Here is a 24449-nt window from a genome sequence, read left to right as displayed (position 1 = left end):
GACCGGAACGAGGTGACCGCCGATGGCGCGTAATTCGTCGCCCGACGGCGTCGTGGCCGACCCGAACCACTCCCGCGCGGAGAACGGCCGGACGCTCGAGCGAGTCACGTTCCGGGCCACCGACGAACAGCTCGCGGCGCTCGAGTCGCTCGTCGACGACGGCGTCTACCACTCCCGGAGCGAGGCGCTCCGGGCCGGCGTGCAACGGCTCCTCGAGCGACACCGTCGGACCGACGGCGACCGCAGCGATGCGTCCGCCCGTTCTCGAACGAATCAGTAGTCGCGACGGCGTCCCGCGATCCGCTCTTCACCGGTGTTTTCGGAGATAATCTCGTAGAGGATTGCACGTCGGCCGTCTTCCTTGGGTCGCAGAATCCGCCCCAGCCGCTGGACGAACTCCCGCTCGCTGCCGCTGCCCGAGAGGACGACTGCCACCGACGCGTCGGGGACGTCGACCCCCTCGTCGAGCACGTTCGAAGTCGCGATCCGGCTATAGGTCCCCTCGCGGAAGCGCTCGAGGATCTCCCGTCGCTCCGCCGTCCCGGTCTGGTGGGTGATCGTCGGGATCAGAAACCGCTCGCTGACGTCGTACGCGAGGTCGTTGTGGGCCGTGAACACGATCGTGCGCTCGCCGCGGTGGTCGTCGAGGATCCCCTCGAGGGCCTCGAGTTTGGCCGCGCTGCCAAACATGATCTCGCGTGCGCGCTGGCGTGCGAGCAGCGCCTCGCGGGCCTCGGGGTCGTTCCCGGAGCGCTTGACCAGTTCCTGGTAGTCCGACCCGCTGCGCATCTCGATGCCCGAGCGCGCGAGGTAGTCGGTGAAGACCTCCTGATTGCGCTCGTAGGTCTCACGTTCGTTGGCCGTCAGCGACACCTCGAGTCGCTTCACGTCGTAGGACGCGAGGTGGTCGCCCGCCAACTCGTCGACGTCGACGCGGTGGACGAGCGGTCCGACGATTTCCTCGACGACCTCGTGGGCGCCGTCGGGGCGCTCGAACGTCGCCGTCAATCCAAGGCGAGCGGGTGCGGCGAGTAAGCGAGCGATCTCGCGGTAGCCTTCGCCGCCGAGGTGGTGGACCTCGTCGAAGACGACGAGGCCGAACCGGTCGCCCACCGAATCGGCCTTCAGGTACGCCGAGTCGTACGTCGAGACGGTGATCGGCTCGAGGCGCTGTTCGCCGCCGCCGAAGCGTCCGATGGGCCTCTTGAACTCGCGCTCGAGTTCCCGCTGCCACTGCTCGAGCAGATCGATCGTCGGGACGACCACGAGCGTCGGCGTCGAGAGCCGTTCGATCGCCTTCAGGGCGATGACGGTCTTGCCGCTACCGGTCGGGAGCTCGAGGACGCCGGCCGGGGCGCGTTTCGGTGAGACGAAATCATTGTTGGCCTCGCCGTGCCAGCGATCGGTCTCCAGCCAGTCCTCCAGGGCCTCGCGCTGGTACGCGCGGAGTTCGTACGCCGAGTCGAGGGCCGGCAGGGACTCGATCGCGAGCACGCGGTCGTCGATCCGGTCGGCGTCGACGCCGGCGTCTCGCAGGGCCGCCCGGAGAACGGCGTAGCGGAAGGCGGGTACCCGCCAGCCGTCGGTTCGCGGATCGGCCTCGAGTTCCGGGATCGACTCGCGCACCGCGGTGAGCGTCGCCCCCTCGAGGCCGTCGATCCGGACGGTGCCGTCCTCGTACCGGAGCGTGATCGGCGTCGACGTCGTGCGCTCGTCCTGTGGCCGCGTCACGGTTCGCTTTCGGGGTCGAACAATCAAATACTGTCGGACTGTCGACGCCGTGGATCGGGAGCGCGACCGACCGGTCGCCGTACCTCAACCCTTTTATTACCGCTGTTCCTTGACAGGCACATGAGCGAAGACGAGGGCACGAACTCCTCCGCCCAGGGTGTCCCGTCCGAGGACCGATCCGACGACGGCGAGACGACCGACGGCGACTCCGCGGCAACGGGAGCGGACGAATCGACCGTCGAATCGGAGACGTCCGGTACGGACGCGCCGACCGAGGAAGACGACTCGAGCGAACGCGCGACCGACGACTCGAACGGGAGCGCGGACGCCGACGACGCCGATGCCGACGCATCGCCCGACGCCGAGCAGGCCGCACCCGAAACGAGCGACGACGTCCAGCAACTGGTCGACAGCGTGACCCAGTACGACGACGAACTCGCGCACAAGGTCAACGCCATCGTCGAGGAAGCCCGCGACCTGAACGCGACGGTCACCCACCAGCGCGAGGAACTCGAGGATCTGACCGAACGCGTCGAGGAGCAGGCCGAGACCATCGAGAACCTGCAGGCGGAGGTCGAGGCCCGCGACGAGAAACTCGATGAGTACGAGGAGGAAGTGGAGGACCTGAAGAGCCGTCTGAAGCGCAAACAGGCCGACTTCCAGAACTACAAGAAACGGGCCAAGAAGCGCCAGGACCAGATCAAAGAGCGCGCGACCGAGGATCTGGTCGAACGGCTGCTGGGCGTCCGCGACAACCTGAAACGCGCCCTCGAGGAGGAGAGCGGCGACGCCGACAGCCTCCGAGACGGCGTCGAAATGACGCTCAAGGAGTTCGATCGCATCCTCGAGGACGAGAACGTCGCCGAAATCGATCCCGAACCCGGGACCGAGACGGATCCCCAGCGCCACGAGGTCATGATGCGCGTCGACAGCGGCCAGCCGGAAGGCACCGTCGCCGACGTCTACACGCCCGGCTACGAGATGGGCGACAAGGTCATTCAGAACGCGCAGGTGACCGTCTCCAACGGCGAACTCGAGGGCGAAGCGGACGCCTCGAGCGGGGATTCGACCGCCGAGACCGACGCGGATGACGGGAGCGAGGACGTAGCGAACGCCGAAGACGCGTCGGACGACGGTGCAAGCGACGGATCCGCGGACGAGGACGATAGCGAGGGCGCGATCGAACTCGGCGGCGAGGTCGCCGAGGAGGACGACCGCACCGAGGCCGACGAGGCGAACTCGGCCGGCAACGGTGACCGCGAGTCGACCGCGGACTCCGAGTGAGCGCACCGAACCGTTCGACCATCGTCCCTGTTTCCGGCCAATTCAGTTTCGGTTCCTTGACTTTCCACTCGACATATATTATTCGTAATTAGGCGACTTGGATTGCCTATGGCGGCGTATCCGGCCAATTAGTCGTATTTTATTCGGCCCGTGATATCCCCTAGTAAGCTTTAAAACAAAGTGCGCACAATAGCCGTCCACGATGGCGAGCAACAAAATTCTCGGAATCGACCTCGGGACGACGAACAGCGCGTTCGCGGTGATGGAAGGCGGCGATCCGGAGATCATCGTCAACGCGGAAGGCGAACGGACGACCCCCTCCGTCGTCGCCTTTACCGACGACGACGAGCGACTCGTCGGGAAACCGGCGAAGAATCAGGCCGTTCAGAACCCCGAGAAGACGATCCAGTCGATCAAGCGCCACATCGGCGAGGAGGACTACACCGTCGAGGTGGATGACGAGGAGTACACGCCCGAACAGATCTCGGCGATGATCCTCCAGAAGATCAAGCGCGACGCCGAGGACTATCTGGGCGACGAGATCGAGAAGGCCGTCATCACGGTCCCCGCGTACTTCTCCGACCGACAGCGCCAGGCGACCAAAGACGCCGGCGAGATCGCCGGCTTCGAGGTCGAGCGCATCATCAACGAGCCGACGGCCGCGTCGATGGCCTACGGCCTCGACGACGACTCCGATCAAACCGTCCTCGTCTACGACCTCGGTGGCGGCACCTTCGACGTCTCTATTCTCGATCTCGGCGGCGGCGTCTACGAAGTCGTCGCCACGAACGGTGACAACGACCTCGGTGGCGACGACTGGGACGAGGCGATCATCGACTGGCTCGCCGACGAGTTCGAGGAGGAACACGGCATCGACCTCCGCGAGGACCGGCAGGCCCTCCAGCGCCTCAAGGACGCCGCGGAGGAGGCCAAGATCGAACTCTCGAGCCGGAAAGAGACCGAAATCAACCTGCCGTTCATCACGGCGACCGACGACGGCCCGATCCACCTCGAGGAGTCGATGACGCGAGCGAAGTTCGAGTCGCTCACCAGCGACCTCATCGACCGCACCGTCGAACCGACCGAGCAGGCCCTCGAGGACGCGGGCTACGAGAAAGAGGACATCGACGAGGTGCTGCTCGTCGGCGGCTCGACCCGGATGCCCCAGGTCTCGGAGAAGGTCGAGGAGCTGACGGGCAAGGAGCCCCAGAAGAACGTCAACCCCGACGAGGCCGTCGCGCTCGGCGCGGCGATCCAGGGCGGCGTCCTCGGCGGCGAGGTCGACGACATCGTGCTGCTGGACGTCACGCCGCTCTCGCTCGGTATCGAGGTCAAGGGCGGCCTCTTCGAGCGACTCATCGAGAAGAACACGACGATCCCGACCGAGGAGTCGAAGATCTTCACCACCGCGGCGGACAACCAGACCTCCGTCCAGGTCCGGGTCTTCCAGGGTGAGCGCGAACTGGCCGAGAAGAACGAGATGCTCGGCGAGTTCCACCTGACCGGCATCCCGCCGGCCCCCGCGGGGACCCCGCAGATCGAGGTCACGTTCTCCATCGACGAGAACGGCATCGTCAACGTCAGCGCGGAGGACAAGGGCACCGGCACCAGCGAGGAGATCACCATCGAGGGCGGCGCCGGACTCTCCGACTCCGAGATCGAGAAGATGCAGCGCGAGGCCGAGAAGCACGCCGAGGAGGACAAGGAGAAGCGCGAGCGTATCGAGGCCCGCAACACGGCCGAGGCCACGATCCAGCGCGCCGAGACGCTCCTCGAGGAGAACGAGGACGTCGACGACGACCTCCGCGCCGACATCGAGGCGGCCATCGAGGACCTCGAGGACACGATCGACGACGGCGACGCCGACGCCGACGACATCGAGGCGGCGACCGAGGACCTCAGCAAGGAACTCCAGGAGATCGGCAAGCAGATCTATCAGGACGCCGGCGCCGCGGAGGCCGGCGGTGCGGCCGGTGGCGCCGCGGGCGGCGCGGCAGGCGGCGCTGCGGGCGCGGGCATGGGCGGCGGCCCGAACCCCGGTCCCGAGGGCGCTGCGGCCGGCGGCGAGGACGAGGAGTTCGTCGACGCCGACTTCGAGGACGTCGACGACGAGGCTGAAGACGACGAATAAATCACCGTCTTCGACAGGTCAGACGTAGTCTGTCCCTCGGCGAGAACTCGTACCTTTCAGTCCTCTTCTTATTTGCTAGCGACTCTCCAATTTTGTTGAGCCGGCGACGGGGACGACTGACTCGAGTCCTCGTTTTCGAATTTGAGAAGGACGACTGGTTATCGTCTTCGGTGCGTTGGGATACATGATAGAGTAAAGCGGAGCCCGTATCGCAGCGGTCGAGGTGCAAGCGCTGCAGCCGCGAGCGACCAACGGGAGCGAGCGGCCTTTTTAGCGTAGATTTTTGCGCCGAGCGGTGAGCGAGCGGTGCGCGGTTCGGAGCGAACGGAGTGAGCGAGAACCGCGACAATGCGAACGGCGAAGCCGTGAGCGCAGCGAGCGAACCCGAGGCGGAAAAAGGTACTTCTGGAACGTTCGTTTCAAGTGTCTCAATCGAGTATCGGTTTGACAACGAATGAGCGAGGACTTCTACGACGTACTCGGTGTGGACCAGGACGCGTCCGCCGAGGAGATCAAACAGGCCTACCGGAAGAAGGCCACGGAGTACCATCCGGACGTCAGCGACGACCCCGATGCCGAGGAGAAATTCAAGAAGATCCAGAAGGCGAAGAAGGTCCTCACCGACGAGGAAAAGCGCAGCGCGTACGATCGCATGGGCCACGACCGCTACGAACAGGCCGAGAAACACGGCTTCGACGCCAGCGAGAGCGGCGGTGCCGGCGGCATGGGCGGCGGCCCGTTCGGCGGCATGGGTGGCGGCGGTGGCGGCATGGGCGGCGGCGGTCTCGGCGACATCTTCGAGCAGGTCTTCGGCGGCGGTGGCGGCGGCCGCGGACGTCGTCGCCCGCGCAAGGGCCGGGACCTGCGGACCGAACTCGAGATCGACCTCGAGGAGGCCTACGAGGGCGTCGAGAAGCAGTTCACCGTCGAGCGACCCGAGGAGTGTGACGTCTGCGAGGGGGAAGGCCACCCGCCGGAGGCCGACGCCGAGACCTGTCCGGAGTGTCAGGGTCGCGGGCAGGTGACGCAGGTCCAGCAGACGCCGCTGGGGCGCGTCCAGCAGACGACCACCTGTCGGCGCTGCGAGGGCGAGGGGACGCTGTACTCCGAGACCTGCGACGAGTGTCGCGGCGAGGGGTACGTCCGCAACGAAGCGCAGTTAACCGTCGAGGTCCCGGCGGGCATCCAGGAGGGCCAGACGCTCCGGATGGAAGGCGAGGGCGCGCCCAGCCCCGAGGGCGGCCGCCACGGCGACCTGCTGATCGACGTCGTCGTCCGCGACCACGACGAGTTCGAACGCCAGGGCGACGACCTCCAGTATCGGCTTCCCATCTCGTTCCCGCAGGCCACCTTCGGTGACGACGTCGAAGTCCCGACGCTCGACGGCGCCGCCGAGTTCGAGATTCCGAAGGGCACCCAGAGCGGCGAGACGTTCCGACTCGAGGGGAAGGGCATGCCCCGCCTGCGCGGTCGCGGACAGGGTGACCTCCACGTGCAGGTGCAGGTCGTCACCCCCGAGAGTCTCAACGAGGAGCAGCGGGAGGCCCTCGAGGCGTTCGCCGAGGCCGGCGGCGACGAGATCGAGGTGAAGGAAGGGTTCTTCGAGAAGATCAAGCGGGCGTTCTGAGCGCGTCCCGGCCTAGTTGTACCCTCGCTCTACCCGACGCCGTGTCGGATTCACGAATCGTATTATCCATCCGTCGCGTGCTATCAGATCGGAATGTGAGAGCTTGATTACTGCGTGGGACGTACTAGCACACGGATTTCCCCGCGTTAGGCAACGAACAGAACGGGAGCCGGATGACGACCGAACGGATGTCGGACGACGGCGAGAAATCCACAGGAGTGAGCGAATGGTATCTACAGAGACCCAAGCGGAGATCGAGGAGTATCTCGGACGAGTCCCCAGTTGGATCGACGCGCTTCCGGAGTCGGCCGCCGACCACAGTTGGGCGATCGTGCGAGACCTCCAGTTAGGCGAGACCGAACTCGAGAGGCGCGAGAAGGCGCTGGTCGCCCTCGGCGCGGCCGCGGCGATCCAGTGTCCGTACTGCATCCGTTTCCACAGGGAGGAAGCGAAGATCGACGGCGTAACCGACGACGAACTGTCGGAGGCGATCGGGGTCGCTAGCGGCGTGCGATACTTCTCGACGGTACTCCACGGAGCGGAGGTCGATCTCGAGGCGTTCGAATCCGAGACCCAGGAGATCGCCGACCACGTCAGAGACCAGCAGGCTGCCGCACCGAGCGACGACTGAATGACCGGACGCCCGGTCACGGTATTTCTTCCATCGCGACCGACTCGAGCGACTCGTGTGCGCCTCCGTGAGTGTCACGGTATCACCCAACACAGATTATGCCGACTGTCGTCGAATCGATACGCGGGGATACCCATGTCACAACAGATCCTGCTCCTCGCGGGCGATTTCGTCGAGGACTACGAGATAATGGTGCCGTTTCAGGCGCTCCAGATGGTCGGCCACGAGGTACACGCGGTTTGCCCGGAGAAAGAATCGGGTGACACCTGTCCGACCGCCATCCACGACTTCGAGGGCGACCAGACCTACACCGAGAAACCGGGACACCGGTTCGAACTGAACCACGATTTCGACGCCGTCGACCCCGCCGAGTACGACGCGCTCGTCGTTCCCGGCGGCCGCGCCCCGGAGTACCTCCGCACCTACGACGAGATCCTCGAGATCACCCGCCACTTCTTCGAGGAAGACAAGCCCGTCGCGTCACTCTGTCACGGCGTCCAGATCCTCGCCGCGGCGGACGTCCTCGAGGGACGGACCTGTACCGGCTATCCGGCTCTCGAGGCCGACGTGCGCGGCGCCGGCGGCGAGTGGACGGGTGAGGTCACGCGCGACGCCAATCTGGTGACGGGACAGGCGTGGCCCGACCACCCCGAGTGGCTCGCCGAGTTCCTCGAGTGTCTCGGCACCGAGATCGACCACGCCGACGCCGCGCCCGCTGCGGCGGACGACTGAACCGTCCGCTGCGACGCGGGGGCCGATCGCGCCACCGTCGTACGACGGCCGTTGACGGTCACGTCGCCGCCGCGAGTCGGCGCGCTTTTTTCCGCCGGGGCGGGAGTACGAGGTATGACCGCTGCGACAGTCGACGAGTTACTCACGCGCGAACTCCGGGCCGAGCACACGTCGCTGGTCGACGCGACGGGCCGGGAGTTCGACCACCACTGGCTGTGTACGACCGCGTGGAAGGCCGGGAACTTCCTGCGCCACGCGGGCGTCCGGAAGGGCGTCACCGTCGGCATCGTCGGGGAGAGCCCGCTCTCCCTGCTGGCCTGCTTCGGAACCGCGCTGCTCGAGGGAGCGACGCAGTTCGATCCGCCGACCGACCTCACAGATGCCGACGAGTTCCGGGCGCTCGTGGCGCCGGTCCGGGACCTCGAGTCCGGCACCTACGACCTCCCGCGGGGCGCCCAGCGGGTCGGCTACGGGGCGAAACCCGAGGAGCCGGACATCCACCACTTCGACGCCGGCGTCTGGACGGAAAACCCCGCGTTCCCGCCGCTGGACATCGATCCCGAGACGACGCTGCTGACGGACGGCGAGCGGACCGTCAGTCACGGTGCCGTGTGCGAGGCCGCCGTGAACGTCGTCGCGGAGTACGGCCTCGAGGAGGGCGACCGCGTGGTGATCCGGACCCCGTTCTCGGATCCGCGGACCGTCGCGGCGGGCGTCGTCGCCCCCCTGCTGGCCGACGGCGTCATCGTCCTCACCGGCGAGACAAAGGAGACGGCGGTCGAACGCGGCACGTACGCGGTCTCGAGCGACGATGATGGTCCGGATGCCGTTCCGGAACCGACCCGGATCGACCTCGGCGACGTTTCGCTCTAACTTGCCGATTCGAACGAGCGATCCGAATTTCGTACAGTCGCGATCGTTCCCGGTTAATCACGGGAACCGTCCTGCTATCGTGGCAACCGGGAATAGCCACGCCCTCCCCAATCGATTCGCTCGTTCCCTTCGTCTGCTCACGGGCGCTGCGGGACGGCTTCGCCGTCCCGACAGTCGCGGCGCTACGCGCCGCGCACTGCCCGTTCGCACGGTACGCGGGACCGAAGGTCCCGCGCCGGTCACTCGTTCATCCACTGGAAGACGCTTTGCGTCTTCCAAGCTGCTGAAAATCGAAGATTTTCGCATCAAGCGAAACCTTCGGTTTCGCGGACATCGCGAAGCTTCGCTCAGTCACGAGACGGCAAAGCCGTCTCGAACGACTTCGTTCACTCCGTTCACGAAGACCTCGTGCGACTCCGGACCACGGTTCGCTCGTCGCTCACCGTGGCCGGGCGCGCGCCACCGCAGCTAGATTCATGTTTCAGTTCGCCCGAACGTCACCAGCCTTGCGGACCACTCTTGGAACCCGTCCCGAACGCACCTCCGAACAGCGCTTCCACGCGAACTGATCAGAGTTCCCGATACGGCAATCCCTCGAGCGCGGGCCCGGAGAGCACGTCGCCGTCGTGGGTGAAGCGCGAGCCGTGACAGGGGCAGTCCCAGGTTCGCTCGGCGTCGTTCCACCGGACGAGACAGCCCATGTGGGGGCAGACCGCGGAGACGGCGTGGACCGAGCCCTCCTCGTCGCGATAGACCCCCATCGGACGGCCCGTCCGGCGGACGATCTTCCCCTCGCCGGACGAGGGAAGGTCGGCGCCCCCGTCGGCGCCGAGCGACGAGAGGAGCGACTTGATCCGATCGCCGACGAAGCTCCCGCCAACTACCGCGTTCTCCTCGAGGAAGCTCTTGGCCGACGATTTCGGCGGGAGCCGCTGGGGATCGAACACGTCCGCCCACGGACTCGAGCCCTCGACGATCAGGTCGGCGAGGATCATCCCGGCGGCGGTGCCGCCGGACATGCCCCAGCCGTTGAACCCCGTACCGACGTAGACGTGCTCGGACAGGGGATCAATTTGCCCGACGAAGGGCACCTTGTCGACCGGCGAATAGTCCATCGTCGACCAGCGGTACTCGATCGATTCGACGCTGAAGTGGTCGCGGGCGAATCGCTCGCAGCGCCGGTATCGCTCGGAGGTCGGCGGCCCGCTGACGCTCGGTTTGTGGCTCTGGCCGCCGACGAGGACGAGTTCGTCGGCTGCGGTATCGTCGTCTTCGCGGTCGCTCCGGTCGGATTCGGCGGCGTACGTTCGAATCGTGGCCGGCGGCGACGCCGTGCTGTAGTACATCCCCGCCGGTGGCTCCTCTTCGACGCGGACGGCCAGCAGGTAGGCCCGGTGGGGGTGCATCCGCGAGAAGTAGCCGGCCCGATCGAAGAAGGGGAAGTGCGTGGCGACCACGACGTCGTCCGCGACGACCGCGCCGCGTTCCGTCTCGACGCGGCAGGGGTCACCGGGCTCGAGGTCGACCGCCTGCGTCTCCTCGAAGACGTGGCAGCCGTCGCCGTGAATTGCCTCGGCAACGGCGAGCAGGTACTTCCGGGGGTGGAACTCCGCCTGCTCGTCGAAGCGGACGGCCCCTTCGGTCTCGAAGGGCAGGGGCGTCTCCGCGACGTATTCGGCCGGGAGGCCGAGCCGCTGGGCCGTCTCCACCTCCTCGCTGACCCGTTTGACGTCGGCGGACGAGGCCGCGTACGTGTACGCCGGCGTCCGCCGAAAGTCGCAGTCGATGTCGTGCTCCTCGATGCGTTCCTCGACCGCGTCGATCGCCGCCTCGTTGGCGTCGGCGTACTGTTTCGCCTTCTCGGGGCCGAACTGGGATACGAGCGTGTCGTAGATCAGCCCGTGCTGGGAGGTCAGTTTGGCCGTCGTGTGGCCGGTCGTGCTCTCGACGATGCGGTCCGACTCGAGCACCGCCACCGTCTTCCCAGCCTCTTTCAGGTTGATCGCGGCGGTCAGCCCGGTGATGCCGCCACCGACGACGGCGACGTCTACCTCGAGGCCGTCCTCGAGCGGTTCGTAGTCGGTCGTCGGCGTCGTGGCCAGCCACAGCGACTGCGGGCGCGGGGACTCGGGTCCGGGTTCGGGATCGAAATTGTGCGACATGGGGAGCAACGGGTCGTGCTATCTACACTCGTGACAAAAGGGGTGTGGGGTGATAACGCACGGTCGTCTCGGTTCGGGTGCCGGGTCGATTCGGAACAGCCGAGACGGCGTCGGGCGAGCCGGTGGCGCTACCGGCTCCTCGAGCGCCCGTGTCGCTCGCCGGACGGAAAAGCGGTCCCGCCTGACAGTGCCCCGAAACTCGCTGTGGACCGCCGAACGGGGGGAGGGGGAGGGGGTGACCGGCACCGGCGGGCCCACTCGCCACGGACGAACCGAGACCGAGGGAGAAGGCGCAGGCGGCAGGTTTTACCCGTTCGTCTGACTGAGTTGATGATATGTACGCGCAGCGGCCAAGCGGTCCATACAGGAGTCGAGGGCGTCGCGCTCGAGATGACTCCGGACCGGGTTGGGCACCGAAACGGGACGGCAGCGCAGACCGATCGACGACCCGGAGGGTTGCTCCGTGAGGGGGCGAACGCTCGGAACGATGGCGGCGGCCACCGCCCTCACGGTGCCGTGGATCGCCGTCTGGGCGGCGACCAGATACGACCTGGGGTTCCTCGGTGGCCTCTCGACGCTGGCCACCGTCGCGATCAGCGGGGTCTCGATCCTCGGCGCCGCGTTCCTGCTCGCCTGGGCGGCTGAAACCGCCGAAAAGGACGTTCCGCGCGCGTTCGCGATCGCGATCCTCGCCGTGCTGGCGGTCGCCCCGGAGTACGCGGTGGACGCCCTCTACGCCTGGAACGCGGGTCAGTTCGCGGGCACCGAGCGCGGCATCGAGGCGGGCAACCTCGCCGTCGCCAACATGACCGGCGCCAACCGGATCCTCATCGGGCTGGGCTGGTCCGGCATCGCGCTGTTCACGGTGTTCCGTCGCAACTCGACCGAGGACCCCGCCGTCGAGGACCGCGACGGCTACCTTCGGGACGCGGTCTCGATCGATCCCGACATCAGCCTCGAGATCGTCTTCCTGCTGTTGGCGACGCTGTGGGCCTTCCTGGTACCGCTGAACGGCGGGATCGACATCTTCGACATGGCGTTTCTGGTCGGGCTCTACGTGACGTACATCGCGATCGTGATCCGCGGCGACGTCGAACCGGAAGACGTCCACACCGGCGTGCCGGCCTATCTCCAGACGTTCCCCAAACCGCTGCGGATCGCCAGCGTCGTGTCGCTGTTCGTCTACTCCGGGTTCGTGATCTTCGTCGCCGTCGAACCCTTCGCCCACGGCCTCGAGGAACTCGGTACGGCGGCCGGGATCCCGCCGTTCTTCATGATCCAGTGGATCGCGCCGCTGGCCTCCGAGTCGCCGGAACTGATCGTCGTCGCCTACCTGGTGAACAAGACGCGGTCGACGGCCGGCTTCAACGCCCTGATCTCGTCGAAGCTCAACCAGTGGACGTTGCTGATCGGGACGCTCGTCGTCGTTTACTCCCTGGCGCTGGGTGAGTACGGGGCGCTCGAGTTCGATTCGAAGCAGTCGGCCGAGATCTGGCTCACGGCCGCTCAGTCGCTGTTCGCCATCGCGCTCCTGATCGACTTCGAGATCACGGCTCGAGAAGCGATCACCCTGCTGGTGCTGTTCGTCTCGCAGGTACTCCTCGAGTTCGCCGTAATCCGCGACGTCGTCACGCTCCCCGTCACGACCTACGAGATGCTCATCGCGTATAGCGTCGTCTACATCGTGCTCGCCCTGGCGCTGCTCGTCCACCGCCGCGAGTCGTTCCGCTATCTGGTCGGGCACAGCGTCGGAACGATATCCAGCGCGTTCCCGGGCCGCGAGCGGCCACAGCGGGCCGACGACTGACCACGGAGTCGACACCCGAGCGCGCCCGCCTCGAAGCGGGCCGCAGAACGATCCGTTTTTGCACCGATTCCCCCAATCGGCAGTATGGAGAAGCTCATCGAGTCCCTCGACGACGCACCGATCATCGATAAAGACGGCTACGAGTACCTCGTCCACCCGATCAGCAACGGCGTGCCGATGCTCGACCCCGACCTGCTGCGCGAGGTCGTCGTCGAGGTCATGCAGACGGCGGACCTGAACGTCGATAAGATCGTCGCCCCCGAGGCGATGGGGATCCACCTCGCGACCGCCCTCTCCTTACAGACCGACATCCCGCTGGTCGTGATCCGCAAGCGCCCCTACGGCCTCGAGGGCGAGGTCTCCCTCCATCAGCAGACCGGGTATTCGGAGTCGGAGATGTACATCAACGACATCGAGGCGGGCGACCGCGTCCTGATCGTCGACGACATGCTCTCGACCGGCGGCACGCTGGCGTCCATCTGCACTGCGCTGGACGACATCGGTGCCGACATCGTTGACATCGTCGTCGTGATGCGGAAGGTCGGTCCCTCGGCGCTCGACGACACGAAGTTCGAGGCGACGAGCCTGCTGGACATCACCGTCGAGGACGGCGAAGTCACCGTCCACTGACTGTCTCGCTCCCCCTCCATACATCTCGTTCCAACGCCCGGTCAGCGAATAGCTGGACGGTAGTGGTTCCGCGTCGTCGATCCGACGGTGATACACGAACGTGCCCATATCAACCGTCTGATCCCCGTTAGATGGGCGCATATACGAGACTTTTTGTGGATCGACTCGCAAGGGAGCGGATATAGCATGTCGAACGAAACGGACGCGGCCGACGGGGGGATTCAACTGGAATACGGCGTCGACGATAAACCGCCGCTGCCGAAGTCGATCCTGCTGGGGTTACAGCACGTGGCGGTGATGATCGTTCCTGCGACGGCGGTGGCGTACGTCGTCGCGGGCGGCGTCGGCCTCGACGCCGCGGACACGGCCTACATCGTCCAGATGGTCCTGCTGTTCTCGGGACTGGCGACGATGGTACAGGCGTACACCGTCGGTCCGGTCGGCGCGCGCCTGCCGATCGTCATGGGCTCGAGTTTCACCTTCGTGGGCGCGTCGATCTCGATCGGCGCCGACTACGGACTGGCGGCCGTCTTCGGCGCGATCCTCGTGACCGGCTTCGTCGTCGAGGGCCTGATCGGCTGGCAGTTCAAGCGCATTCAACCCTTCTTCCCGCCCCTGGTGACCGGACTCGTCGTCGTCATCATCGGGCTCTACCTGATTCCCGTCGCGATGGACTACGCCGCCGGCGGCGCCGATGCGGCCGACTTCGGCGCGCTGCACCACATCGGACTCGCCGCGCTCGTGCTGGCGGTCGCCGTCGGGCTCAACCTGTTCACGCGCGGCGTCACGCGACTCCTGTCCGTCCTCGCTGCGATCGTCGTCGGCTACGCGGCCGCCCTCGCACTGACGTTCGCCACCGGCCTCGAGCTCGTCGACTTCTCGCCCGTCGGCGAGGCCGCGTGGGTCGCGCTGCCGTCGCCGACGCACTTCGGCTTCGAGTTCGAGCCGATCGCGATCGCCACGTTCGCCGTCCTCTTCCTGGTCTCCGCGATGGAGACCGTCGGTGACATGTCGGGCGTCACGGCCGCCGAGGGGCGAAACCCGACCGACGAGGAGTTCCGCGGCGGGCTGTTCAACGACGGCCTGCTGAGTTCGATCGGCGCCGTCTTCGCCGCGTTCCCGATCACCTCGTTCTCTCAGAACGTCGGTATCGTCAACTTCACCGGCGTGATGAGCCGCCACGTCGTCGGCATCGGCGGCGTCTTCCTCGCCGTCCTCGGCCTGAGCCCCAAAGTCGGCGCGGCCGTCACGACCATTCCCAGCGCGGTCTTCGGCGGCGCGGTCCTGCTGATGGCCGGCATGGTCGCCGCCAGCGGATTCCGGCTGATCGTCTCCCACGTCGACCTCGACCGTCGGAATACGGTCGTCGTCGCCGTCTCGCTCGGCCTCGGACTGGGCATCGCCACGACGCCCGAAGCGCTCGCAGGGCTGCCCAGCCGGGCGGAACTGTTCTTCGGCCAGCCGGTCATCGTGACCGCGCTCTCGGCGCTGGCGCTCAACACGTTCGTCCCCGGCGACTCGAGCCCCCTGTTCGACGCGAGTCCCAATGCGGACACCGAGCCCGCGACCGCCGGACCGAGCGACGACTGATCGAGACCGGCCTCTCATTCCGGGACACCCTCTATCCGGCCGTCCGTGATAGCGTCGCTCATGCCAGACGTCGTAATCGTCGGCGGCGGCGCCGCCGGCCTGAGCGCCGCGCTGTTCACCGCGAAGAACGGCCTCGACACGTTCGTCTTCGACACTGACGAGACGTGGATGCACAAAGCCCACCTGTTCAACTACCCCGGAATTCGGAGCATCAGCGGCAGCGAGTTCATGGAACTCACGCGCGGTCAGGTCAAGGACCGCGGCGCCGACGTCCGCGTAGGCGAGGAGGTAACTGACGCCGAACCGACGACGGGCGACGGCTTCAGCGTCGAGACCAGCGTTGCGTCGGAGACGCAACGAGCAGACGGCGATAGCGCGGAGCGAAGCTCCGCGGACCGTTCGAGCGGGCGACGCCCGCGAGAAGAAGCCGTCGACGACGACGGCGAGTACGACGCCGACTACGTCGTGCTCGCGACCGGTGCGGACCGGTCGATGGCCGAGGACCTCGAGGTCGACTTCGACGAGGACGGGACCGTCGACGTCGATTTCGATACGGAGACGAGCATCGACGACCTGTACGCGACGGGCGCGATGGTCCGCGACGAGGAGTGACAGGCCGTCATCGCCGCCGGCGACGGCGCCTCCGCGGCCCTGGACATCCTCAGCAAGGAGAAGGGCGAGCACTTTCACGACTTCGACGTGCCCGACGACGTGCCCTGATCCGTTCCGTGAAGCGGGGCGGCTTCGCCTCGAAATGGCGCCATCGTCGGGCCGCTTCGGCCGAACCGATCGCGTCTGGCGGCTCGACCATCGGCTACAAGACCGATCACGTCGAAGTCGGGGTCGTGCAACTCGAGTGCGTCTTCTTCGGCCCGTTTCGGGACGCCGTCGGTCGGAAGACCGTCCACCCCGAGACGGACGCCGAGACGGTCGGCGACTTGCTCCGCGAACTCGAATCGAGCTATCCGGCACTCGAGGGTGAACTCCTCGCCGACGACGGCGACGGACTCGCGGGGGATACCGTCGTCACGAAGAACAAGCGAAACGTCACGCACGTGGACGGGCTCGAGACGACGCTCGAGGACGGCGACGTGATTCGACTGGTGCCGTCCGTGTACGGGGGGTGACCGGCCGCCGTCGCTCGATTCTCTCTCTCTCCGTGCATGAGTATATCACCCACATCCCTAATACGGTTGGCTGCGTGAGCCACTGTTGCAGTCGGGCGATAGCAAGTCCGACGGTTGGTCGGGCGCATCGTGGTAGAACACGATCACGGACCGAGTCACGCACTTTCGTGACGTATTGCAACGGGCGTCCACCGACGATCCGGACCCGTTATTCGCGTGACCCCGGTTCGGTACCGATTCGCGTCGACGATTCTCCGCGACGATGACTCTTCCCGCTGACGGCTCTTCGCGCTGCCGATTCTCCGCGTAGATGACCCCTGCAACGCCGAGGAGAGCCGAGTGGGAACGCCGACGTCCGCCCGTTTAGTCGACCGTTCGTCCGTTCAGCCAGTCGCTCGCCCGTTCAGTCGGCCGCCGGCGTGATCGACTCGAGGGCGCTCTCCGGAACGGTCCCGTCGTCGGTCCAGCCGCGCGCGTCGTAGTACTCGTCGATCGCGTCCTCGAGGTCCGGAATCTCGTACGGCAAAGTGTCGTCCGAGCGGTCGAAGCCGCGTTGATTGTTGAAGTGGCGCTCGAGGGCGACGGTTCGCGCGCCGACGGCCATCAGCTCGTCGTAGTCGGCGTCGAACAGCGCCTCGAGTCGCTCCTCGCTGACGTAGTCGCGACCGAAGACGCAGACGATTCCCGTATCGAGGAACGCCTTGTGATTCTCCCGGTCGACGAGCGTCTCTGCCTTGCCGAGCGTCCCCTGCGGATCGAGTTCGCCGCTGTACTCGAGGGCCAACATGCTCGCGTAGAGGTGGTCCGCACCGCGGTTGGCGAGCGCGTAGGAGAGGCCCTGCCCGTGGAGGACTCGCCCGTCGTGGGCGGCGAACTCCAGCCCCTTGACCGTGTAGTCCTCGACCCCGAGGTCGTCGTGACAGCGGGCGACGCCCTCCGCGAGCGTGTCGCCGATGTCCTCCCGATAGGCGATCTTCTCGGTGAGATCGCGCGCGAGTTCCGCGTCGCCGAACGCCTCCTCGCTGTCCAGATAGGCGGCGACGGTGACGCCCGCCGAGATGGTGTCCATCCCCAGCGAGTCGCACAGTTCGTTCGCCTGCATCACGTCCACGATGTCGTCGACCCCTTGCAGTGAGCCGAACGAGTAGACCGTCTCGAACTCCGGGCCTTCGGTTTCGACGCCGCGCTCCTCGTCCCGCGTCGGGAGTTTGCAGGCGTAGGCGCAGGCTGAGCACGCCCCCTTCTTGTACTTCTTCGCTTCGACCGCGTTGCCGCCGATGTCTGCTGCGCCCTCGAACTCGTACTCCCGGAAGTACCGGGTCGGCAGCGCGAAGTTGTCGTTGATGAACTCCGTGCCGCCCGTCGTTCCCTGGCTGCGCATTCGGTCGTCCGAGGTGGCCGCCTCCCGGTGGACGTCCCTCTCGGGCGGGTTCGGGATCTCGAGGGGCGCCTCGACCGAGCCGTCGAAGGTGACGCACTTGACGTTCTTGGCGCCCAGCACGGCACCCAGTCCGCCGCGGCCGAAGGCCCGCGAGTCGAAGGTCATCACCGACGCGAATCGAACGCGGTTCTCGCCGGCGGGACCGATCGCGAGACAGTGTTCCGGGCCGCGGTCGTGCCGATCGGCCATGTACTCGGAGGTCTCCGGCACCGTCGCTCCCTCGAGGTCGGGCACCGCTTCGAACTCGACGCCCGAATCGGAGACGTGGACGGCGAGGAGTTCGTCGCTCTCGCCCGCCAGCTCGAGGACGCTGTACCCCGTCTCGACGACGTTCCGCGAGAGGTAGCCGCCGGCGTTGCTCGAGACCAGCCCGTCGGTCAACGGCGAGAGCCCGGTCAAGTTCAGCCGACCGGTGAAGGACATCTGAGACTGCTGGAGCGGTCCCAGCGAGAGGTAGATCCGGTTTTCGGGACCGAACGGGTCCGCGTCGAAGGGAATCCGTTCGTGGGCGAGCGTCGTCGCCGTCGCCCGTCCGCCGACCGTCGCCTCGAGCACCTCGTCGATTTCGGTCTCGGTGGCCGTCCGCTCGCCGACGTCGACCGTGAGCAGGGGGCCTGTCGCGTGTAGCATGTTCACACAGTTACAGGGAGGCGCTCTTAACTGTGGGTCCTCCGTCGTCGGGCCCCGACCAGTCGGCAGTCCGGCGCGGGCTGAAGACCGACCGCGGCGAAAACGGTCGGCGTGCGAGCGGGGACATCGGGATCGCCGATCGTCCCGCAGAACCGTCCCACGGCGTGCGTACGTTTCTCACAGGAGTCTTTTTGAGCTCGGCCGAGTAGCAGCGTACAGCAATGCAGTACGACGCGGTTCTGTTCGACTTCGACGGCGTGGTGGTCGAGAACCCCTCGCCGCGGCGACTGTACGACGCACTCGCCAGGGCGTACGAGAACCTCGGTCGATCCGATCCGACGCCGGAGACGCTCCAGGCACTGCTCCGCGGCGACTTCGAGGCGATCGCCGACCGCTGTCGACGACTCGAGGTCGACACCGACACCTTCTGTACCCAGGCCGGACGCGAACTCGTCCGAACCCAGCTCGCGGACGTCGAGCGCGGCCTGCGCTCGATCTACGACGACGTGAGCGTCGTCCGATCGATCGATCTCCCGCTCGGCATCGTCAGCGACAACCACCCGACCGTCGTCTCGCGGCTGCTCGATCGCTTCGGCCTGCGATCGCGCTTCGAGACCGTCTACGGCTGTCCCCTGACGCCGGACGGCCTCGATCGACGCAAGCCCGATCCGTCGAACATCGAACGCGCGATGGACTCCCTCGAAGCCGAGTCGGCGCTGTACGTCGGCGACCGCGCCGTCGACGTCGAAGCGGCGCACAACGCGGGCATCGACGCCGCGTTGCTCTCGCGGTCGGCGGCCGACTCCGAGACCGACGCGCTCGAGGCGGCGCCGACGCACCACCTCTCCTCGCTCGCGGGGTTGCCGGCGGTTCTCGAGTAACGCGGACGCACGATTCCGCCCGCAGATTCCGGGCGCTGCTTTTTGCTCGAGAGGGTGGGAGGACCCGATATGAACGACGAGACCTGGGCCGACCTTCGATCCCAGTGTGGGGCCGTCGAACCGGGGGCCGAACTGGTGACGCCGCTCTCGAAGCGGCCGTTCCGCATCGACGCCACCGCCGACGATCGGATCGTCGTCCGCTTTACGGACAGCACCGAGGAGCGCCCGCTCTGGCGCGAGCAGTTCGGCGTCCTCGACGAGCAACTCGAGGGCGGCGAGATGGCCGTCGCCGACCTCCAGCCGGGGGTCGAACCCTACGCCGCGGTGCTCACGCTCTCGGACGCGTACGCCGCCGAGGACGACGCGATCGTCCGCGACGACGACGCGGCGACCGGCGGCGAGAGTCCGTTCCTCGTCCCAGCGGCGGAAGCGCGCACCCCGGCCGAGCGCGTCCACGACGACGCGCTGTTGCTCGCCCACCTCGTGGAGCGCCTCGAGGTCGACGACCGCGCCGATCTCGACTCGCTGGACACCGACTCGCTGACCGACTACTACGTCCTCGCCTCGGACGTCCAGCGCGGCGCCGACGGCCTCCGGACGACGGCCCGCGACGAACTGCTCGAGCGCCTCGGCCCCGAACAGGAACTCCACGGTCGGTTCGGCACGGTTCGCCGGACGACCCGCAAACGTCGTCGGCCGAAGGACGACGAGACCGTCCTCGCCGCCCTCGACGAACGCGGCATCCCCCGCGAGTGGGTGCTCGGGGTCGACCCGGACAAACTCGACGTCGTCCTCTCGGTGACCGACCTCGAGGAGGGCGCCGTGTACGACACCACGGAGGACGTCTACGTCCAGAAGACCGCCACCGACGAGGACGAGAAGTACTCGCGACTGCAGGGGTTGGCCGACCGCCTCGCGGACCTCGAGGACGCCGAGGGCGAGGCCATCCGCGACGAGATCGACGCGATCGAGGATCGACTGGAAGAGGCGCTGACGGCGGGGTGAGCGGACGCGAGCGCGGCGGCGATCTCGACGCTCCCGCTCTCTCGCGGACGCGTTCGAACCCTCGGAACCTTATCGGCCGCTCGACCAGCCGCAGTCGACGCAGGTGTACGATCCGCCGTCGCGAATCATCGTTCCCGAGCAGGTCGGACAGGCGCCGGCCGGGGTGCCGCCGTCCGCGACGACGGTCTCGGCGGATCCGCTGCGCTCGACGGGTCCCCGAATGGACGGATGACAGGCCGCGCAGACCTCTCGCGTCCGCCGGTGAGTCATGGTCTCGGTTCGCGTCCGGAGCGTGAACCGTCGGACTACCCGGTCGCCGCACCGTTCGCATTCGGACATTGTATGATACACGTTAACACGAAAAGATAAAAGTGTTACCCATGTATTGCTATATCGAGACTATCTATGGGCGTATGTAGGTCTATTTTCGAGAAGCCAGCCAACTCGTTTCGATACACTCTGTAGAGGTGTAGCTGTACCAAGAATATTTGGTGGTGAACGCGGACGAGTTGCAACACACCGTCCCCGCGGAAACCGGCCGCGCTGGCTCGAGCCACTGTCCGACCCACAAATCCTTTTGGCTGCAGGTCCCCTACCTCGAATCATGTACGTGCGGGACGCGAAAAACCGGGAAGAGGTCTGGCTGCTCGATCACATCGAGGCGATGGGGCTCGACGAGACGGCGTTCCGCTCGCGGGATTACGTGGTCGCGGTGGACGAAGCCTCCGGCGAGAAGGCGGGGTTCGGCCGGATTCGCATCCACAAGCCCGACGACGGCGACCCCGTCTGCGAGTTGACCAGCATCGGCGTCCTCGAGGGCTGGCGCGAGCAGGGCGTCGGCGCCCACGTCGTCGAACGCCTCGTCGAGTACGCCGGCGACGAGGGGTTCGACACCGTCTACACCCTGACCGGCGAGGGGAGTTACCTCGCGCAGTTCGGCTTTCGACGCATCGAGAGCTCGGAGCTTCCGGCTCCGCTTCGGGACCGTCTCGCCGACAAGCGCGAGGGCGTCGATCCGGACGCCGTTCCCCTCGCGCTCGAGGTCGAGCGGTTCCGGATGCCCGACCCGCTCCGCGAGGCGTTCAAGCGGGCGCCGGAGGCGCGCGACGAGGTGTCGACGGACGAATCCGCCGAGGACTTCGGGATCGATTCCGAGTCGGCGACCTACAAGTACGATACGGGACGATAGCGCGTGGCCGCTCGAGCCGAAAGTACGTCGCCCCTTCGAGCCGGTCGCGCATGGGACCCTCGATTCGGGCCGTGGAGAGCGACCGGCTGCCGAGAGCCGGCGCTAGTCGCGGCGACCGCCCGACCGCTGAGACTGCACGTCGAACCCGTGGGAGAACGCGACCCAGGCGATCGCCGAGATGGCCAGTATCGGCGGCAAAATTGCGAACGCCCACAGCGGATCCAGCCCCCACCCCAGCAGGAGGACGAGGTTCAACACCCCGATCGCGAGAAACGGCGCGACGTACAGCGCCGCTCGGCGGCGGTTCAGCGAGTCGTCGCCGGGGACCGTCGGCTCCATACCGGACCCACTACGGCGCGCGTGAAAAACGCCGCGGCGAGACGGCGGATCGGCGACGCGAATTCGTTCCGAGACGCCACGATACTGGCCGCGTTCATGAACCTTCAAGCCCCACCCCATCGACCGTTACTGTAATGTTCGATCAAGATGATCTCGAGGAGATCCGTGCCAGCACGGAGGAGTGGCACGAAGCGGAAGTCGAACCGGTCCTCGAGCGGTTCGGCGAGCGCAAGGAGACGTTCACCACGGATACGGGGGGACAGGAGGTCGATCGGCTCTACACGCCGAACGACATCGCTGACATCGACTACGAGGAAGATCTGGGGAACCCGGGCGAGCCGCCGTACACCCGCGGCGTCTACTCGACGGGGCACCGCGGGCGGCTCTGGACGATGCGCCAGTACGCCGGCTTCTCGACGCCCGAGGACACCAACGAACGCTACCACTACCTGCTCGACGAGGGCCAGACGGGGCTCTCGATGGCCTTCGACCTGCCGACCCAGATGGGGTACGACTCCGACGACCCCATGGCGGCCGGCGAGATCGGCAAGGCCGGGGTCGCGATCGACTCGCTGGACGACATGGAGACCGTCTTCGACGGCATCCCGCTCGACGAGGTCTCGACGTCGATGACGATCAACGCTCCCGCGTCGGTGCTGCTGGCGATGTACATCGCTGTGGGCGACCAGCAGGGGGTCGACCGCGAGGAACTCAGGGGAACGATCCAGAACGACCTCCTGAAGGAGTACATCGCGCGCAACACCTACATCTACCCGCCCGAGCCGTCGATGCGGATCATCACGGACATCTTCGAGTTCTGTGCCGAGGAGACGCCGAAGTTCAACACCATCTCCATCTCGGGGTATCACATCCGCGAGGCCGGGTCGACGGCCGCTCAGGAACTGGCCTTTACGCTCGGTAACGGCATCGAGTACGTCGAGACGGCGATCGAGGCCGGCCTCGACGTCGACGAGTTCGCGCCGCAGCTTTCCTTCTTCTTCAACGGCCACAACAACATCTTCGAGGAGGTCGCGAAGTTCCGCGCGGCCCGCCGGATGTGGCACGACATCGTCGAAGAGCGGTTCGACCCCGACGATCCGAAGTCCAAACAGCTCAAGTTCCACACGCAGACCGCGGGCTCGATGCTGACCGCCCAGCAGATCGAGAACAACGTCGTCCGCGTCGCCTACCAGGCGCTCGCAGCGGTGCTCGGCGGCACGCAGAGCCTCCACACGAACGGCAAGGACGAGGCGCTCGCGCTCCCCACCGAGGAGTCCGTCCGGACCGCCCTGCGGACCCAGCAGATTTTGGCTCACGAATCGGGAGCTGCCGACACCATCGACCCCCTCGCGGGCAGCTACTACGTCGAATCGCTGACCGACGACGTCGAGGAGGAAGCCTACGAGATCCTCGAGGAGGTCGAGGACCGCGGCGGCATGCTCGAGGCCGTCGAGCAACAGTGGGTCCAGCGCCAGATCCAGGACACCGCCTTCGACCGCCAGAAGGAGATCGACGAGAAAGAGCGCATCATCGTCGGCGTCAACGAGTTCGAGGTCGAGGAGGAAGAGCCGGAGATCGACGTCCAGGAGGTCACCGCGGAAGACCAGCAGCGCCAGATGGACAGCCTCGAGTCGGTCCGCGAGGAGCGCGACGACGAGGCCGTCGACGCGAAACTCGAGGCGCTGCGCGAGGCCGCGCGGGGCGACGAGAACCTGCTGCCGTACATCATCGAGGCCGTGAAGGTGTACGCGACGGTCGGCGAGATTTGTAACGTCATGCGCGACGAGTTCGGCGAGTACCAGCCCGGCGGCGCGGTCTAACGCTGGTCGTCGTCGAGGACGTCACTGACGCTCTCGACGGGCGCGTAATATCCTCGCTCGTTTCGCCACGTCTCGAGCCAGCCGTCCGCTGTCGCTTCGTCTATTCGTCCTTGCTCGACGCCGAGGACGAGCAGTCCGACCGATCCGACGACGGGTATCGTTCGCTCGTCAGCGACGCGGCGAGCGGCGAGATCGTCAGTAGCGAGCGTTCCGTCGCGCTCGATCACCGCGAGTAGTGATTCGGCTTCGCCAGCGTCGAGTCGGTCGCGAATCTCGGACGATTCGGCGGACCGATCGACGTCGATGATCGGTAGCTGATCGCCGAACGAATCGGCGATGGTCTCAAGATAGTCGTACCCGAGACGGTTTCCACGGTTGATTTCGTCACGGACTGCCGACACGACGACTGGTGATTCGAACGCTTCGACGAGAAAATCGATCGAATCCGCACTGGCGAAATTGGTCAGAACGGTCGCATCGAGAACGATCGGATTCGGATACCCCTCAGCCATCTATCGATCGTCCAGTCGCCGTGCCGTATCGAGTTCCTCCTGCAGCTCGTCATCCGTCCGTGGGCCGTAGAATCCGGTGAATCCGGCTTCTTCGAGCACCTCCTCGAATTCCCATCTGGACATCCCCGCTCGCTCGGCAGCTTTGCCGAGCGAGATTTCACCGAGAACGTACTGTCCGACGGCAGTCACCAGTTCGTCACTCGGTTCGTGGCTGGTGGACGACGCCATGGTACTCGTATGTCAGGTCTGTCACGGTAAATATCTATCCCACCAGTCCCCGACGATACCGATTCGTTGGCGTCCACGA

22 protein-coding genes and 1 pseudogene are annotated in these 24449 nt (G+C 66.4%); 16 read left to right on the top strand and 7 right to left on the bottom strand.

From position 1 onward, the window contains the following. Positions 1-22: 22 nt before the first annotated feature. The gene (locus J0X25_RS35795; RefSeq protein ID WP_207288644.1) at positions 23-280 is read left to right on the top strand and encodes a ribbon-helix-helix domain-containing protein; all 258 of its coding nucleotides are present in this window, start codon (positions 23-25) and stop codon (positions 278-280) included. On the opposite strand, the gene J0X25_RS35790 is transcribed toward J0X25_RS35795, so the two are convergent. After that, positions 274-1731 (bottom strand): DEAD/DEAH box helicase, encoded by a 1458-nt coding sequence (locus tag J0X25_RS35790; protein ID WP_207288643.1) that lies wholly within the window; start codon positions 1729-1731, stop codon positions 274-276. The two genes, J0X25_RS35795 and J0X25_RS35790, sit on opposite strands and share 7 nt — an antisense overlap. A gap of 120 nt (positions 1732-1851) precedes the next feature. On the opposite strand from J0X25_RS35790, the gene J0X25_RS35785 reads away from it, so the two are divergent. From J0X25_RS35785 to J0X25_RS35760, 6 genes are all read left to right on the top strand, one after another. Beyond that, a complete protein-coding gene (locus J0X25_RS35785; protein WP_207288642.1) occupies positions 1852-3015 on the top strand; it encodes a nucleotide exchange factor GrpE in 1164 nt (387 codons plus the stop codon). Between the two features lie 202 nt (positions 3016-3217). Then, on the top strand, positions 3218-5146 hold the full coding sequence (gene dnaK, locus J0X25_RS35780; RefSeq protein ID WP_207288641.1) for a molecular chaperone DnaK: 1929 nt from the start codon (positions 3218-3220) through the stop codon (positions 5144-5146). Between the two features lie 454 nt (positions 5147-5600). Next, positions 5601-6773: a molecular chaperone DnaJ gene (gene dnaJ / locus J0X25_RS35775; protein WP_207288640.1), complete on the top strand. Its 1173-nt coding sequence runs from the start codon at positions 5601-5603 to the stop codon at positions 6771-6773. A 226-nt stretch (positions 6774-6999) separates the two neighbouring features. Further along, positions 7000-7404 carry a carboxymuconolactone decarboxylase family protein gene (locus J0X25_RS35770; RefSeq protein ID WP_207288639.1) on the top strand — a complete coding sequence of 135 codons (405 nt, stop codon included), beginning with the start codon at positions 7000-7002 and terminating at the stop codon, positions 7402-7404. Positions 7405-7539: 135 nt separating this feature from the next. After that, positions 7540-8136: a DJ-1/PfpI family protein gene (locus tag J0X25_RS35765; protein WP_207288638.1), complete on the top strand. Its 597-nt coding sequence runs from the start codon at positions 7540-7542 to the stop codon at positions 8134-8136. 114 nt (positions 8137-8250) lie between these two features. Next, on the top strand, positions 8251-9009 hold the full coding sequence (locus J0X25_RS35760; protein WP_207288637.1) for a hypothetical protein: 759 nt from the start codon (positions 8251-8253) through the stop codon (positions 9007-9009). Positions 9010-9578: 569 nt separating this feature from the next. On the opposite strand, the gene J0X25_RS35755 is transcribed toward J0X25_RS35760, so the two are convergent. Next, positions 9579-11171, bottom strand: a complete 1593-nt coding sequence (locus J0X25_RS35755; RefSeq protein WP_207288636.1) for an FAD-dependent oxidoreductase — start codon at positions 11169-11171, stop codon at positions 9579-9581. Between the two features lie 463 nt (positions 11172-11634). Between J0X25_RS35755 and J0X25_RS35750 the strand changes: the two genes are divergently transcribed. From J0X25_RS35750 to J0X25_RS35730, 5 genes and pseudogenes are all read left to right on the top strand, one after another. Continuing rightward, a complete protein-coding gene (locus J0X25_RS35750; RefSeq protein ID WP_207288635.1) occupies positions 11635-12978 on the top strand; it encodes a sodium:calcium antiporter in 1344 nt (447 codons plus the stop codon). Between the two features lie 84 nt (positions 12979-13062). After that, a complete protein-coding gene (gene hpt, locus J0X25_RS35745; protein WP_207288634.1) occupies positions 13063-13608 on the top strand; it encodes a hypoxanthine/guanine phosphoribosyltransferase in 546 nt (181 codons plus the stop codon). A gap of 186 nt (positions 13609-13794) precedes the next feature. Beyond that, the gene (locus J0X25_RS35740) at positions 13795-15198 is read left to right on the top strand and encodes a uracil-xanthine permease family protein (RefSeq protein ID WP_207288633.1); all 1404 of its coding nucleotides are present in this window, start codon (positions 13795-13797) and stop codon (positions 15196-15198) included. A 60-nt stretch (positions 15199-15258) separates the two neighbouring features. After that, a pseudogene (locus tag J0X25_RS35735) lies at positions 15259-15918 on the top strand (FAD-dependent oxidoreductase). An 8-nt stretch (positions 15919-15926) separates the two neighbouring features. Further along, on the top strand, positions 15927-16325 hold the full coding sequence (locus J0X25_RS35730; RefSeq protein WP_225896687.1) for a ubiquitin-like small modifier protein 1: 399 nt from the start codon (positions 15927-15929) through the stop codon (positions 16323-16325). 403 nt (positions 16326-16728) lie between these two features. Here J0X25_RS35730 and J0X25_RS35725 read toward each other — a convergent pair whose 3' ends face one another. Continuing rightward, positions 16729-18396, bottom strand: coding sequence for an aldehyde ferredoxin oxidoreductase family protein (locus J0X25_RS35725; protein WP_207288632.1), 1668 nt, complete (start codon positions 18394-18396; stop codon positions 16729-16731). Between the two features lie 221 nt (positions 18397-18617). On the opposite strand from J0X25_RS35725, the gene J0X25_RS35720 reads away from it, so the two are divergent. Together J0X25_RS35720 and J0X25_RS35715 are read left to right on the top strand one after the other, a co-directional pair. Further along, the gene (locus J0X25_RS35720) at positions 18618-19277 is read left to right on the top strand and encodes an HAD family hydrolase (protein ID WP_207288631.1); all 660 of its coding nucleotides are present in this window, start codon (positions 18618-18620) and stop codon (positions 19275-19277) included. Positions 19278-19346: 69 nt separating this feature from the next. Beyond that, positions 19347-20282, top strand: coding sequence for a DUF7983 family protein (locus tag J0X25_RS35715; RefSeq protein WP_207288630.1), 936 nt, complete (start codon positions 19347-19349; stop codon positions 20280-20282). A gap of 69 nt (positions 20283-20351) precedes the next feature. Here J0X25_RS35715 and J0X25_RS35710 read toward each other — a convergent pair whose 3' ends face one another. Then, entirely contained in the window at positions 20352-20621 is a 270-nt protein-coding gene (locus J0X25_RS35710; RefSeq protein ID WP_207288629.1) for a hypothetical protein, read from the bottom strand. A 265-nt stretch (positions 20622-20886) separates the two neighbouring features. Here J0X25_RS35710 and J0X25_RS35705 point away from each other — a divergent pair, with 265 nt between their 5' ends. Continuing rightward, positions 20887-21471: a GNAT family N-acetyltransferase gene (locus J0X25_RS35705; RefSeq protein WP_207288628.1), complete on the top strand. Its 585-nt coding sequence runs from the start codon at positions 20887-20889 to the stop codon at positions 21469-21471. Between the two features lie 102 nt (positions 21472-21573). Here the strand turns inward: J0X25_RS35705 and J0X25_RS35700 are convergent, their stop codons facing one another. Then, a complete protein-coding gene (locus J0X25_RS35700; protein WP_207288627.1) occupies positions 21574-21810 on the bottom strand; it encodes a DUF8142 family protein in 237 nt (78 codons plus the stop codon). Between the two features lie 134 nt (positions 21811-21944). On the opposite strand from J0X25_RS35700, the gene J0X25_RS35695 reads away from it, so the two are divergent. Beyond that, complete coding sequence (locus J0X25_RS35695) at positions 21945-23630, top strand: acyl-CoA mutase large subunit family protein (protein ID WP_207288626.1); 1686 nt, start codon at positions 21945-21947, stop codon at positions 23628-23630. Here J0X25_RS35695 and J0X25_RS35690 read toward each other — a convergent pair. After that, positions 23627-24142, bottom strand: a complete 516-nt coding sequence (locus J0X25_RS35690) for a PIN domain-containing protein (RefSeq protein ID WP_207288625.1) — start codon at positions 24140-24142, stop codon at positions 23627-23629. The genes J0X25_RS35695 and J0X25_RS35690 overlap by 4 nt on opposite strands. Further along, positions 24143-24370 (bottom strand): UPF0175 family protein, encoded by a 228-nt coding sequence (locus J0X25_RS35685; protein ID WP_207288624.1) that lies wholly within the window; start codon positions 24368-24370, stop codon positions 24143-24145. Between the last annotated feature and the right edge of the window lie 79 nt (positions 24371-24449).

It is taken from the genome of Haloterrigena alkaliphila, assembly GCF_017352155.2.
GTDB lineage: Archaea > Halobacteriota > Halobacteria > Halobacteriales > Natrialbaceae > Haloterrigena > Haloterrigena alkaliphila.
This window is presented reverse-complemented; position numbering and strand designations above follow the sequence as displayed.